5 protein-coding genes are annotated in these 14,991 nt (G+C 71.6%); 1 reads left to right on the top strand and 4 read right to left on the bottom strand.

Annotated elements, in window-relative coordinates; translation table 11 throughout:
• The first annotated feature begins 109 nt into the window (after positions 1 to 109).
• Positions 110 to 1,285, top strand: a complete 1,176-nt coding sequence (locus ACZ4RZ_RS37105; protein ID WP_467751361.1) for a hypothetical protein — start codon at positions 110 to 112, stop codon at positions 1,283 to 1,285.
• Between the two features lie 40 nt (positions 1,286 to 1,325).
• On the opposite strand, the gene ACZ4RZ_RS37100 is transcribed toward ACZ4RZ_RS37105, so the two are convergent.
• From ACZ4RZ_RS37100 to ACZ4RZ_RS37085, 4 genes are all read right to left on the bottom strand, one after another.
• Complete coding sequence (locus ACZ4RZ_RS37100) at positions 1,326 to 2,135, bottom strand: alpha/beta fold hydrolase (protein ID WP_467751359.1); 810 nt, start codon at positions 2,133 to 2,135, stop codon at positions 1,326 to 1,328.
• Positions 2,136 to 2,252: 117 nt separating this feature from the next.
• A complete protein-coding gene (locus ACZ4RZ_RS37095; RefSeq protein ID WP_467751357.1) occupies positions 2,253 to 2,477 on the bottom strand; it encodes an MbtH family protein in 225 nt (74 codons plus the stop codon).
• 50 nt (positions 2,478 to 2,527) lie between these two features.
• Positions 2,528 to 9,700, bottom strand: coding sequence for an amino acid adenylation domain-containing protein (locus tag ACZ4RZ_RS37090; RefSeq protein ID WP_467751356.1), 7,173 nt, complete (start codon positions 9,698 to 9,700; stop codon positions 2,528 to 2,530).
• The coding region (locus tag ACZ4RZ_RS37085) for an amino acid adenylation domain-containing protein (RefSeq protein WP_467751354.1) at positions 9,700 to 14,991 on the bottom strand (5,292 nt) is incomplete at its 5' end. The genes ACZ4RZ_RS37085 and ACZ4RZ_RS37090, both read right to left, overlap by 1 nt.

Raw genomic sequence — 14,991 nt, 5'->3', positions numbered from 1 at the left:
TCCCTCCTCTCTTCGTTCCCGGGCGGCAACTACCTGCCACCGCAGGCGACTTGGGCCACACCAGCCGCGAGGGTGGGCACAACAGACGCCGACCCGGACGGGAGTGGAGATGCGGATCACGGCCAGAGGCACGAGCGGGCTGCTGACGGTGCTGCGAAGGGTGGGTGCGCTCCTGCTCGTCCTGGCGGCGTCCCTCGTACAGGCATCGCCGGCGGGGGCGGCTTCCGGGTGGCAGTCCGTGCCGGCTCCGGCACCCCAAGGTTTCAGCGCGTATGTGCCGTTCGACGGGTCGTCGGCCGTGGCGCGCACCAGCGTGCCGACCGGCACGGTGTGTCTGCCCTGTACGTACGATCACACGCTGTGGACCCGGCAGGCCGGCACCTGGCGCACCCTGCCACTTCCTGTGGGTGGTGGGGCCGATGTACTGGCGGGCACCGCCACTGACGATGTGTGGGCCTTCGGCCGGGGCGAGCGCGGGCAGCTCGGCGCGCACCACTGGGACGGCTCCGTGTGGTCCGACCGGACCGTGCCCGACATGGAGGTGCTGGCGGCGCGCGCCGTGTCCCGTGACGACGTGTGGGCGGTGGGCCGCCATCGCGAGGACGGTGCGGAGATTCCCGCCGCGGTCGCCCACTGGGACGGTGCGGCGTGGACGGTGACGCGGCTTCGGGTGCCGGGCCACTGGACCACGCTCAAGGCCGTGCATGTCGCGTCGGCGGACGACGTCTGGGCGGTGGGTTCGACCACGGAACGCACGCTGGACGGTGTGTCGCGTCCGTACGCGGCGCACTGGGACGGTTCCTCGTGGCGCGAGGTCCAGCTGCCGACCGTGTCCGCGCTGTCGGGGAGCGCGAACGCCGTGGTGACGCGCGGCAGCGAGGTGTGGATCGGCGGGGTCGACCGCGATGCGGTGGCCGACGCCGGCACCGGGGCCGTCAAGGCGTTCTCGCTGCGGTGGGACGGCGCCGCGTGGAAGCTGACGTTCGTGCCGGTGGCCGCCTGGACCGGGAACGACGGCAAGGACAGCCTCTCCCTCAACGCCCTCGCGTACCACGACGGGACGCTGTGGGCGGGGCTCACCGCTGATCCGGCCAAGGACCAGGCGCTCGCCCGGTGGAACGGCTCCGGGTGGGAGGCGGCCCCCGGTCCGGGGACTTCGCCGGTCTCCGACGTGTCGGCCCTGTACACCACGGCGGACGGCATGCTGTGGGCACAGGGCCTGAACGCTCCGCGGCGGCAACTGGCCGGTTACGCGGCGTCGTTGGCACCGGGCACGGTGCGGTGACGGGCACGGGGCCGGTCCGGCGGATCACGCCGGACCGGCCCTAGCGGGCCGCGTCGGCGAAGAACTCCACGATCACCTTGTTCACCACTTCGGGGTCCTCGAGATAGCCGTAGTGGCCGCATCCCTCGATCAGTTCGTATCGCGCCTGCGGGATGGCGTCGGCGACCTCGCGGCCCAGATGGGGCGGGGTGATGAGGTCGTCCGCGAAGGCGATGACCTGGCAGGGGACGCGGATGTCCCGGTAGGCGTCGAGCCGGTTCTCCAGCCTGCCGACCTCCATCTGGGCACGCTGTCCCGGCCCTGCCGGGGACGACAGCTCGAAGAGGTCGATCCAGTCGGCCATCGCCGCGTCGTCGTCGAGCGTGCGCGGGGACAGCGATTTGAGAGCGCGCAGCACGGCTGCGTACCGGGCCGGCAACCGGATGCCCGAGTCATGGAGTTCGATCTCGGCGCTGGTGAGGGCGGCGCGCAGTGCGTCGGTACGGCCCCGCGTTGCCATGAGGACGGCCTGGCTCACCAACTCCGGCCTCTTCAGGGCGATTTCCTGCGCGATCAGTGCCCCCATGGAGGTGCCGACGACCCGGCAGGGCCCGAGGTCCAGACGCTCGATGAGCCCGGCCACATCGTCCGCCATGTCCTGCAGCGTGAAGCCCTCCGGGCACTCGGAGGTCGGCGGTATTCCCCGGTTGTCGAAGGTGATCACGCGGAATCCGGCGGCGGTGAACGCGGGAACCTGATGCAATTGCCACACGGTACGGCCGCCACCGGTTCCCTGGATCATCACCACCGGTTCGCCCGCTCCTGCGTCGTCGTACGAGAGCCGAATTCCGTTCACGGGAATGACCGGCACGGTGGACTTCCCCCTCTCTCTGCGGGATGGGCGCGCCTTCACCGAAGAGCGCGTCTGCACATGAATGCGGGGCCCGCGCACCGAGCGACCTGGTGCGCGGGCCCCGCGAAGGTCGGCTCAGGCCGCGCCAGCGCCTTCCATGGCCTCGATGAGGCTCTTGGGACGCATGTCGGTCCAGTTCACGTTGATGTAGTCGAGCGCCGCGTCCCGGGTGGTCTCCGCGAGCACGGTCCGCCAGCCCGCCGGCACCTCGACGAACGCGGGCCACAGCGAGTGCTGCCCCTCGTCGTTGACGAGAACCAAATAGGTGCCCTCGGGGTCCTCGAAGGGGTTGCTGCTCATTCGATCGCTCCTTCTCCGCGAATTGGGTTTCTCTTGGAATTCGGGACGTTTCACAGCCTGTCCGCGAGGAAACGGCCGATTCGGGCCACATGACGGGCGTCCGTCATCAGATTTCCGTGTGTCGAGTCTATAGCGCACACTTCGATCGCCCCGCCCACAAAGGCTTGCCACAAGCTGACATTCAGGCGGGTTTCCCGGTCGGCTTCCGACTTTCGCTCGGCGGAGACGAAGAGTACGTCGCCGTCGAAGAACTGAGGCGTGAACCTGCGCATGATCCGGACATTGTTCACATAGACATCCTTGAGGGCCAGCATGTCCTGGGCCTCCAGATGTGCCAATGCCTGGTTTCCGGACTGCAGGAACTCCCGGAAACGCAGAAGAACACCTTCCTGGTCTGCTATGAGCTCGGCCATGTCGAATTCGAACCCCATGGCCTGGAGGTTGTGCGCGACGACCTCGTGCTCGACCGGATCCGAGGTGTCCGCGTTCTCACCCGGCGGATAGGCGTCGAGCAGGGCCAGCAGCGAGACCTCCTCGCCCTCGGCGCGGAGCCGGGTGGCCAGGGCGTGCGCGGAGAGACCGCCGAAGGACCAGCCGGCCAGCCGGTAGGGGCCGCGGGGCTGTACCGAGCGGATGCGAGCGAGGTGGTCCTCGGTCATCTCCGCCATGGACGCGGGGAGTTCACCGGAGCCGTCGAGGCCACGTGCTTGGATGCCGTAGACCGGGACATCGGCGCCGAGGTGCCGGACGAGTCCCGAGTAGCACCAGCTGAAGCCGCCTCCGGGGTGCAGACAGAACAGGGGCGCCGCATCGCCACGCGCTCGAAGGGGCAGCAGCACGCCGGTGGAGTCGCGGCCGGAGACCGCGGTCGCCCCGCTCAGCACCGCGGCGAGGCCCGCCGGGGTCGGGGTGTCGAAGACGGCTCGTACGGGCAGGTCGCCGCCGAGGTCCTCACGGATGCGGGCGACCAGACGGGCGGCGAGGAAGGAGTGGCCGCCGAGTTCGAAGAAGTCGTCGTCGGCACCGGCCCGTTCGACGCCGAGCACCTCGGCGAACAGGGCGCACACCGCGTGTTCCTCGGGTGTCCTCGGGAGCCTCGACTCCTCGCCCGCGGCATACGCGGGTGCGGGCAGCGCGGCCCTGTCGAGCTTGCCGTTGGGTGTCAGCGGGAGGGCGTCCAGGGTGACGAGGGCGGCCGGGACCATGTGGGCGGGCAGTTGCCGGGCGGCGTGTTCGCGCAGTGCGGCCGGATCGGGTGCCGCGGCACCGGCGACGACGTAGCCGACCAGGCGCCGGTCCCCCGGCCGGTCCTCACGCACCACGACGGCTGCCTGCGCGACGCCGGGTTCGGCGGTGAGGACGGCCTCGATCTCGCCCGGCTCGATGCGGAAGCCCCGGATCTTCACCTGGCTGTCGGCCCGGCCCAGGTACACCAGCAGCCCGTCGTGCCGCTGCCGGGCCAGGTCGCCGGTGCGGTACATCCGGCTGCCGTGCGGCCCGAAGGGATCGGCGACGAACCGTTCCGCGGTCCGGTCCGGACGGCCGAGGTATCCGCGCGCCAGGGCGGCTCCGCCGATGTACAGCTCTCCGGGGACGCCGGGCGGGACCGGGTTCAGCCAGGGGTCGAGAAGGCGCACGGCCGTGTTGTCCACCGGTGAGCCGATCGGGGGCGCGGTCGGGGCCCACTCGGCTGTTCCCGGCGGGAGTTGATGGGCCGTCACCACATGGGTCTCGGCGGGGCCGTAGTGGTTGTGCAGCCGCCGGCCCGGACGGGCGGCGCAGAAGGCGCGGATCGCGCCGTGTGGGGTGAGTGCCTCACCGGCCTGTACCAGGTCGGTGAGTTCCGGTAGTTCGAGTCCCGAGGCGGTGGCGGCCTCGCAGACGGCGTCGATGACGAGGTTGGGAGCGTACAGCTCCTGGACTCGGTGGTCCCGCAGCCAGCCGGCCAGCCGCACCGGGTCCCTGCGTACGTCCTCGGGGCAGACCACGAGCGTCTTGCCCGCCAGCAGCGAGGAGAGCATTTCCTGGACGGAGACGTCGAAGCTCACCGCCGTGAACTGCGCGACCCTGGTGCCCGGGCCGCCGGGGAGCGCGCGGTCGTGCCAGTCGAGGAGGTTGGCGAGGGCGCCCGCGGGCATGGTGATGCCCTTGGGCCGGCCGGTCGAGCCGGAGGTGTAGATCACGTACGCGGTGTGGGCGGGGTGGAGTGGCGCGATCCGCTCGCTGTCCGTCACGTCGGCCGCCGGCTGCGCGCGGAGCGCCTCGCCCGTGCCGGGGTCGTCCACCACGACCGTGCGTGCGGTGAGCGCCGGCGGGAGCGTGCCGACGAGGTCCCGGGTGGTCAGGACGCAGGCCGGGCGGGCGTCGTCGAGCATGTACGCGATGCGCTCGGCCGGGTATTCGGGGTCGACGGGCATATAGCCGGCTCCGGCCTTCAGGACGGCCGTCAGGGCCGTCACCAGCTCGGCGGACCGGTGCATGGCGACCGCGACGACGCTCTCGGGACCCGCGCCCCGGTCGATGAGCAGCCGGGCAAGCCGGTTGGCTCGTGCGTTCAACTCCTCGTACGACACGGTGCCTTCGGGTGCCTCCACGGCCGCGGCGCGCGGAGCCCGGGCGGCGTTCGTCTCGAACCGCGCGGGCAGCGAGGCGCGTGGTGCGGGGCGTGCGGTGCCGTTCCAGTCGGCCAGCACCCGATTCCGCTCGACGTCGGACAGGAGCGGTACGTCACCGATGGCGCCCTGGGGCTCGGCGGTGGCGGACTCCAGCAGCCGCAGGAGTCGGGCGACGAGTGCCTCGGCGGTGTCCCGGTCGAACAGGTCGGTACTGAATTCCAGGCCGGCGCCGAGCCCCGCGGGGCTCCCGTCGGCGTCGTATCGCTCGGCGAACGAGAGCAGGAGGTCGAACTTGGCCGAGCCGGTTTCGGACGCCACCGGTTCCACGGTGAGTCCGGGCAACCGCAGACCGGCGCCCGCGGAACTCGGCCGCTGATCGGTGTTGTTGAAGGTGATCATGGTCTGGAAGAGCGGGTGCCGGGAGAGCGAGCGCTTCGGGTTGAGCTCCTCCACCAGCCGTTCGAAGGGCAGGTCCTGGTGGGCGTACGCGGCCAGATCAGCTTCGCGGACGCGCGCGACCAGTTCACGGAACGTGGGGTTGCCGGAGGTGTCGGTGCGCAGGACCAGGGTGTTGACGAAGAAGCCGACGAGACCGTCCAGGGCGTCATCGGTCCGTCCGGCGATGGGCGTGCCCAGCGGGATGTCGGTGCGCGCGCCGAGCCGGGTGAGCAGCGCGGCGACCGCCGCCTGGACCACCATGAAGGGGCTGGCCTGACAGGCGCGGGCGAGGGCGACGATCCGCTCGTGCAGCGCCTTCGGCACCTCGTAGAGGACGCGGTCGCCGCGGCTTCGCGACGTGGCGGGCCGGGGCCGGTCCGCGGGCAGCGGGAGTTCGTCCGGGAGTCCCGCCAACGCCTGCTTCCAATAGGCGAGTTGCTGGGCGATGAGACTGTCCTCGTCACTCTCGGACCCGAGGGCGGCGCGCTGCCAGAGGCTGTAGTCGGCGTACTGGACGGGCAGCGGGTGCCAGTTCGGGGCGGCGCCGGTGTGCCGGGCCGTGTAGGCGATGGTGAGGTCGCGGGCGAGGGCCGGCACCGACCAGCCGTCGCCGGCGATGTGGTGGACCAGCAGGAGAAGGACATGCTCGCGCTCCCCCGTCCCGAACAGCCAGGCACGCAGCGGCACTTCGGCCGACAGGTCGAAGGCGTACGTCGCGGCCGCCGCGAGCTCCCGATCCAGCCGCTCCGGCGCCACCTCGGGCACGACGGTCAGTTCGGGACGGGCCTCAGCCGGGGGCAGCACGATCTGGCAGGGTCCATCGGCGTCCTCGGCGAAGACGGTGCGCAACGCCTCGTGGCGCTCGGCGACGTCGGCGAGCGCCGCGCGCAGGGCCGCCGCGTCGAGGTCGCCGGTGAGCCGCAGCCCGAGCGGGATGTTGTACGTAGGGCTCGGGCCCTCGAAGCGATGCAGGAACCACAGCCTGCGCTGGGCGTAGGAGGCCGGTATCCGGTCCGGGCGCGGCCTTACGGCCTCCAGAGCGGGGCGTGCCGCGCCCGCGGTGTCGAGGGCGCGGGCGAGCGCGGCCACGGTGGGTGCTTCGAAGAGCTGTCGCACGGTCAGTTCGGCGTCGAGCACCGAGCGGATGCGGCCGACCAGACGGGTGGCGAGGAGCGAGTGTCCGCCGAGCGCGAAGAAGCTGTCGTCGATGCCGACCCGGGGCACCCCGAGGAGCTCGGCGAACAGGCCGCACAGGATGTCCTCCTGCGGGGTGCGCGGGGCGCGCCCCGTGCTCTCGGTGGGGGTGGATTCGGGTGCGGGCAGTGCCTGGCGGTCGATCTTTCCGTTGCCGGTCAGCGGCAGCGCGTCGAGGGCGAGGAACGCCGACGGGACCATGTAGTCGGGCAGTTCGGCGGCGACGTACGCGCGCAGGTCCGCGGGGGCCGGTCCGGTGCCTCGCTCCGTGACGAGATGGGCGACCAGGCGTTTGTCGCCGGGTTGTGCCTCCCACACGGTGACGACGGCCTGGGCGATGTCGGCGTGACGTCCCAACACCGCCTCGATCTCGCCGAGTTCGATACGGAAGCCGCGGATCTTCACCTGCTCGTCGGCGCGTCCCAGGTACTCGACGGTGCCTTCCGATGTCCACCGTACGAGGTCTCCGGTGCGGTACATGCGGGCGCCGGGCGGGCCGTACGGGTCGGCGACGAACCGTTCCGCTGTGAGTCCGGGGCGCCGCCAGTAGCCGCGTGCGAGTCCCGCACCCGCGATGTACAGCTCGCCTGCCAGACCGCGCGCCACCGGACGCAGTGCGGCGTCCAGGACGAGGAGCCGGGTGTTGTCCAACGGGGTGCCGATGGGGACGGCGGCCGGGACCGCGCTGCCCGCGGGCAGCCGGTGGCGCACCGCGAAGGTGGTCGTCTCGGTGGGCCCGTATCCGTCGACGACCGTCGTGCCGGGGCAGGCCTCCCTCACTCGGCGCACGGAGGTCGCCGGTACGACGTCACCGCCGGTCCACACCTCCCGTACGCCCGCGAGGTGTTCGGGTGCCTCCTCCGCGATGAGCTGGAAGAGCCCGGAGGTGAGCCACAGTCCGGTCACCTCGTGCTCGGCGAGTGTCTTGCCGAGCAGGTCCGCGTCGAGGTCGCCGGGCGGGGCGACGACGGCGGTGCCGCCGGACAGAAGCGGTACCCACAGCTCGTATGTCGAGGCGTCGAAGGCGTGCGGCGAGTGCACGAGCACCCGTGTGTGCGCACCCCCCGTGAAGGACCGGTCGCGGGCGAGCTCGACGACGTCCCGGTGGGTGACGGCGACTCCCTTGGGCGTGCCGGTGGATCCGGAGGTGTGCATGACGTAGGCGAGTCGGTCGGCGGGGATGCGGCTGTCGGACAGGCGCACGGGGCCGTCGGCCGACGGGGTGTCCGCCCGCACACCCTTGAGCCCGAGTTCCGCCGCACGCTCCGCGTGGGCCTCGTCGGTCAGGACAAGGGAGACACCCGCGACTGCGGTGACCTGACGCAGCCGGTCGGCGGGGTCGCCCTGCCGCAGCGGCACATAGACGCCGCCCGCCTTGAGCACGCCGAGCACGGAGACGACCAGGTGCTCGGAGCGCTCCATGAGCAGCCCCACCGGGGTTTCGGCCTGCACACCGAGCTCGGTGAGCAGGTGGGCCAAGTGGTCCGACCGCGCGTCGAGTTCGGCGTAATCCAGCACCGCGTCCCCGCACCGGACGGCGACGGCGTGCGGGGTGTGTGCCGCTTGGGCGCGGAACGCCTCGGGCAGGCTCACCTCGGAGGTGTCGGTCTCCGCGCCACGCCCCAGCTCCAGTGCGGCGCGCCGCTCGTCCTCGGACAGCAGGTCCAGCTGTCCCACCGGCCGCTCGGGATCGGCGGCCATGCAGCGCAGCAGGCGGACGAGGCGGTCCAGGGCCGCGCGGGCCGTCTCCCCGGGGATCAGGTCGGGCTGGTGGTCCAGGCGCAGCCGCAGTCCGCCGCGGCCGACGGCGACCAGCGCGAGGGGGTAGTGCGTGGCGTCCCGGTTGCGGGCGCCGGTGACGGAGAGGCCGCGGAAGCCGCCCGGTTCGTCGTGCTCGGCGCCGATGTCGACCGGATAGTTCTCGAACACCATGGTGGTGTCGAAGAGTTCGGTCGCGCCGGCGAGCCGCTGGACTTCGGCGAGCCCCAGTTGCTGGTGTGCCTGCAGCCGGCTCTGCTCGTCCTGGATCCGGCGCACGGTGTCCACCAGCGGCTCGTCGGGGCGCAGCCGCACCCGGACCGGCAGGGTGTTGATGAACAGGCCCACCATGGTCTCGATCCCGGCGATCTCCGGGGGGCGCCCGGAGACGGTCGTGCCGAACACCACGTCGTCGCGGCCGGTCAGCCCACTCAGCACGACCGCCCAGGCGCCCTGGACCAGCGAGTTGAGGGTCAGGGACCGCTCCCGGGCCACCGCGCCGAGGGCTTCGTACGCGGCCGTGTCCAGCTCCGTCTCCAGGCGGCCGGGGACGACCGGGGTGTGCTCCGCCGCCTGCGGGGCGACGAGCGTGGGCCCGTCGAGGCCGGCCAGCGCCTCGCGCCAGGCGGCGAGCGCCGTCTCCCCGTCCTGCCGGGCGAGCCACTGCAGATAGTCGCGGAACGGCTGCACCCGAGGCAGTCCGCTGTCGTCGCCCTTCGCCGCGTACAGGGCGAGCAGTTCGCGTACCAGCATGGGGCGCGACCAGCCGTCCAGCAGGATGTGGTGGTTGGTCAGCACGAAGCGGTGACGCCGCTCGCCCAGGTTCATCAGCGTGAAGCGCATCAGGGGCGGCTTTCCGAGGTCGAAGCGGCGCAGCCGGTCCTCCTCCAGTGCCCGGTCCGCCGCCCCGGCACGCTCCCGCTCGGGCAGCCGTGTGAGGTCCAACTCCTCCCAGGGCAGCTCAACATGATGAGGTATCAGCTGGACGGGACGCTGGAGTCCCTGGTAGCGGAATGCCGCGCGCAGGTTGGCGTGACGGCGGAGCAGGGTCCGGCACGCGGCGCGCAGGGCCGCCGCGTCCAGGTCTCCTTCCAGGTCGATGGCCTGCTGCACCAGATAGACGTCCGGCGCCGCCTCGTCGTACACGCTGTGGAAGAGCAGGCCTTCCTGCAGCGGGGCCAGCGGCAGGATGTCCTGCAGTCCGGACTGCTTCGCCATTACGAGGTCCTCCACTCGTCTTCCAGCAATTCGATCTCGTTCTGGCTCAGCAGGCTCAGGGACACGTCCGAGACGGTGAGCCCGCCGGCGTCGGGGTGTTCGGCATGCTCGGCGAGCGCTTCGAGCGCCCTGAACCACAGCTCGGCCAGTTCCCCGACCTCGGACTCGTCGAGGATTCCGGCGGCCCAGGACCAGGTGGCGGCCAGCTCGGGTCCGCGCGGCCCGTCGTTGGTGCGGGCGTTGAGCTCCAGGGCGTGGGCGAGCGCCACCCTGGGGTCGCTGCCGCCGATGCCGGCTGCGGTGGCCAGCACGGTCCAGTCGGGGATCGCCGCGCTGCCCGCGTCCTCGATCCCGGCGGTGGTGAAGCGGCCCAGGTAGTTGAAGGCCACCTGGGGTGTCGGCAGCCCGGCGAATCCGTGCGCCGTCCGCGGGTTGAGGTGGCGGACGAGCCCGTACCCCATGCCCTTGTCGGGCACGCCCCGCAGCTGCTCCTTGACCCGTTTCACCACCGCGCCGGCCGCGGGGCCGCCCGCGAAGGCGTCGGCGAGATCGACGGCACCGGCATCCAGGCGTACCGGATAGAGGCTGGTGAACCATCCGACGGTGCGGGACAGGTCCGCCCCGTCGACGATCTCCTCCTCACGTCCGTGCCCTTCGAGGTCCAGCAGTGCCCCGGGTCCCCGGCTGCCGCGCCGGCGGGCCCAGGCCAGCGCGAACGCCGCCAGCAGTACGTCGTTGACGTCGGCCTTGAACACGGACGGCACCCGGGTCAGCACCTGCTCGGTCACTTCGGCGGGCAGCGTGCGGGTGAGATGCCCCGCCGTGGCATAGGTGTCGCGGGCCGGGTCGAGCGGCCTGCTCCCGAGCTGTGGGTCCCCGGGCCGCAGCACCTCCTGCCACCAGGCGGCCTCCGCCGTGTGGGCGGGCTGCGCAGCGGCCTCGACGAGCCGCTGGGCCCAGCGTCGCAAAGAGGTTCCCACGGGCTGGAGCTCGGGGTCCCGGCCCGCCGTGACGGCCCGGTACGCCTCCGCCAGGTCGGGTACGAGGATCCGCCAGGACACGCCGTCGACGACCAGGTGGTGGATGAGCACGAGCAGCAGACCGGGAGCCTCGACTCCCCTGTCGCACCAGACCACTTGCAAGAGCCGTCCCTCGGCCGGGTCCAGGCGCTCGCGCGCGGCCACGGTCTCCCGCCGTACGAGATCCTGCTGAGCGCTCTCACCGAGGCCCGAGGCGTCCACTCGACGTACGAGCGAGGCCGCGTCGACGGTGCCCGGTTCCCGTACTTCCAGGCGCCACTCCGGCGTGTCCGTCAGCCGGGACCGCAGGGCGTCGTGGCGGTCCAGGACCGCACGCACAGTGGCCGTCAGGTGCTCGTACCGCAGCCCGGCCGGCACCTGGATCAGCCGCGACTGGTTGAACTGGCCGACAGGGCCACCGCGTTCGAGGAACCACCGCATGATCGGTGTGAGGGGTACGTCGCCGACACCGGCCCCCGGCTCCTCCACCGCCACGCCGGCGCTCTCGGTCACGACCTCCGCCAGCGCGGCCACCGTGCGCTGCTCGAAGATGTCCCGCACCGACAGCTCAAGACCGGCCCGCCGAGCCCGGCTGACCAACTGGATCGACATGATGCTGTCGCCGCCCAGATCGAAGAACCCGTCGTCGATCCCCACCTCGGCCAGACCCAGCACCTCGGCGAACAGACCGCACAACACCTTCTCCCGCTCACCGCGCGGGCCCCGACGACTGCTCTCCGCACCGTAGTCGGGGGCAGGCAGCGCACGCCGGTCGAGCTTGCCGTTCAGCGTGAGGGGCAACTCGTCCAGCGCCACCACCGCGGACGGGACCATGTACTCCGGCAGCGCGGCGGCGACATGCCCGCGCAGCGCGGCAGGGTCGGCCCCCGCGTCGGCAACGACGTAGGCCACGAGCCGTTTGTCGCCGGGCCGGTCCTCGCGCAGGATCACCGCGGCCTGGGCCACCTCCGGGTGCTGCGCGAGGACGGCTTCCACCTCTCCGAGCTCGATGCGGAAGCCGCGCAGCTTGACCTGGTCGTCGATGCGGCCCAGGAACTCCAGGCGCCCGTCGGACAGCCATCGCACCACGTCGCCGGTCCGGTACATGCGCTCACCGTCGCCCGCGAACGGGTCGGCGACGAAGCGCTGCGCCGTCAGCCCTGCCCGGCCCAGATAGCCGCGGGCCACACCGGCACCGCCGATGTACAACTCGCCCGCGACGCCGGGCGGCACCGGCCGCAGCCCGTCGTCGAGGACATGGACGCGGGTGTTCCACAGGGGCCGCCCGATCGGGACGACCGCCTCGGGCACCTCGTCCGGGGTCCGCAGCGGGTTGACGGTGGAGAACACCGTGGTCTCCGTCGGCCCGTACTCGTTGGCAACGACGGTGCCGGGGCAGGCCTCGAGCACCCGGCGGACCGCGGCCGGCGAGACCACATCACCGCCGGCCCAGATCTCGCGCACACCGCGGAAGCACTCGGGCCGCTCCTCGGCGAGCACCCGGAACAGTCCGGCACTCACAAAGAGGCCGGTGACCTCCTGCTCGGCGATGACGGCGGCCAGATCGGCGGCGTCGAGCCGCCCGGCCGGAGCGACCACGATCCGGCCGCCCGTCAGCAGGGGCGTCCAGATCTCGAAGGTCGAGGCGTCGAAGGCGTACGGCGAGTGCATCAGCACCCGCTCGTGACGGCCGCCGCGCCAGTACCGGTCGGCCGCCAGATGGACGACGTTGTGGTGAGTGTTGGCGACGCCCTTGGGGGTGCCGGTCGAGCCCGAGGTGTACATCACGTACACGAGCTGCTCGGCGTCCGTCGGCACTCCGGGATCGGTGTCCCGTTCACCGGAGAGGTCCGTCCCGGTGCCCACCCTCAGGACCGGGGCGTCGACGGCGAACCCGAGGTCGTCGGGGTCACGGTCGGTGAGCAGGGCCACGGCACCGGTGTCCTGGAGGATGAACTCGGATCGTGATGGGGGCTGTTGGGGATCGATGGGCACATACACGCCACCCGCCTTGAGCACGGCCAGCGTCGACACGACCAGTTCGAGGGAGCGCTCCTGGAACACCGCCACCCGGCTCTCCGGGCCGACGCCCTGCCGGAGGAGCAGGTGCGCGAGGCGGTTGGCGCGGCCGTTCAACTCGCCGTATGTCAGCGAGTCTTCACCATCGACCACCGCGATCGCGTCGGGATCGGCGGCCACCCGCTCCTCGAAGAGGACGTGCACCGGGGTCCGGTCGGGGTGTTCAACGGCGGTGTCGTTCCACTCGACGAGCATCCGCCGCCGCTCGTCCGGCGCGAGGATCTCCGCCTCGCCGATGCGCCGGTGCGGATCGGCGGCCAGCGCGGTCAGGACACGTACGAAGCGCTCGGTGACGCGCTGCGCGGTGACCCGGTCGAACAGGTCCGTGCTGAAGTCCAGCGCACAGTGCAGCCCGGCGTCACGTCCGGGAGTCGCGGGACGCTCGGCGATCTCGAAGGAGAGATCGAACTTCGCGGAGGGCGCGCCGAGGGGCCGTCCGGTGACGGTGAGCCCGTCCGGGCCCGCACCGGCGGATCCGCCTCGTCCCGCGTTGTCGAAGCTGAGCATGGTCTGGAAGAGGGGGTGCCGGGACAGCGAACGCTCCGGGTTGACCACCTCCACCAGCCGCTCGAACGGCAGGTCCTGATGCGCGTACGCCGCCAGGTCCTGCGCCCGCACACGCTCCAGCAGTTCCGCGAACGTCGGATCACCGGACGTGTCCGTCCGCAGCACCAACGTGTTCACGAAGAACCCGACCAGATCATCCAGCGCGTCATCCGTACGCCCCGCGATCGGCGTCCCAATAGGAACGTCCGTCCCCGCACCGAGCCGCGTCAGCAACGCCGCCAGACCCGCCTGAAGCACCATGAACAGACTGGAGCGGCTCTCGTGGGCCACCCGCGTGAGCCCCTCATACACACTCGTCGGCAGTTCGAAGGTGACCCGGTCACCCTCGTACGAGGACACCGCCGGCCGCGGACGGTCGAACGGGAGCGACAGCTCCTCCGGAAGCCCGGCCAACGCACCCTTCCAATAGGCGAGTTGGCGCGCGATCTCACTGCTCTCGTCTTCCTCGGAGCCGAGGAGTTCACGCTGCCACAAGCTGTAGTCCGCGTACTGAACCGGCAACGGAGACCACGACGGTGCCTCGCCTGTGGCGACGCGCGCCGCGTACGCCGCCGTCAGATCGCGCACAAGAATGCCGCGCGACCAAGCGTCACCCGCGATGTGATGGGTCAGCAGAAGCAGGGTCCGGCGGTCCGCGTGGCCCTGCAGCGCGAACACCGAGGCGCGCAGTGGGATTTCGGAGGCGAGGTCGAAGACGTAGCCGGCGGCACGTCGCATCAACCGGTCGACATCGGCCTCGTCCACCGTCTCGACGGTGAACGGCACGTGTGCCCTCTCCGGTTCCAGGACCACCTGATAGGCACCGCCGTCGCGCTCCTCCGCGAGGACCGTGCGCAGGCTCTCGTGGCGGGCGACGACGTCCGCGAGCGCCAGACGCAGGGCGTCCGTGTCCAACGGTCCCGACAGGTCGAGGGAGACGGGCATGTTGTACGCATCGCTCGGACCCTCCAGATGCTGCAGGAACCACAGCCGCTGCTGGGCGTGCGAGAGCGGGACCCGAGCGGGCCGCGCCGTGGACGCCACCCGGCCGCGGACGACCGCCGATCCGTTGAGCTCTGCGGCGAGTTCGGCGACGGTGGGCGCCTCGAAGAGACGGCGTACGGCGATCTCGACGTCGAGTACGGAGCGGATGCGGCTGACCAGCTTGGTGGCGAGCAGCGAGTGGCCGCCGAGTGCGAAGAAGTCGTCGTCGATCGTCACGGTGTCGACGCCCAGGACCTCGGCGAACAGACCGCAGAGGATCTCCTCGCGCGGTGAACGCGGGGCCCGGCCTTCGCTCTCCGGACCGTAGTCGGGGGCGGGCAGGGCACGGCGGTCCAGCTTGCCGTTCGGGGTGAGCGGGAACGAGGTGAGGGACACGTAGGCCGACGGGACCATGTAGGCCGGGAGTTGGGCCGCCATGTGTTCACGAACGCCGGCGATGTTCAGAGGTCGGGTCGCTCCGGAAGCGGTCGGGATGGTGTAGGCGACGAGGCGTTTGTCGCCGGGGCGGTCCTCACGGACCAGGACGGCCGCCTGCGCGACGCCCTCGTGGCCGGCCAGCACCGCCTCGATCTCACCGAGTTCGATACGAAAGCCGCGCAGCTTGACCTGGTCGTCGACGCGGGCGAGGTACTCCAGCTCACC

It is taken from the genome of Streptomyces sp. NPDC027189, assembly GCF_055566975.1.
The sequence above is the reverse complement of the archived record's forward strand: the minus strand, read 5'-3'. Positions and strand labels throughout refer to the sequence as shown.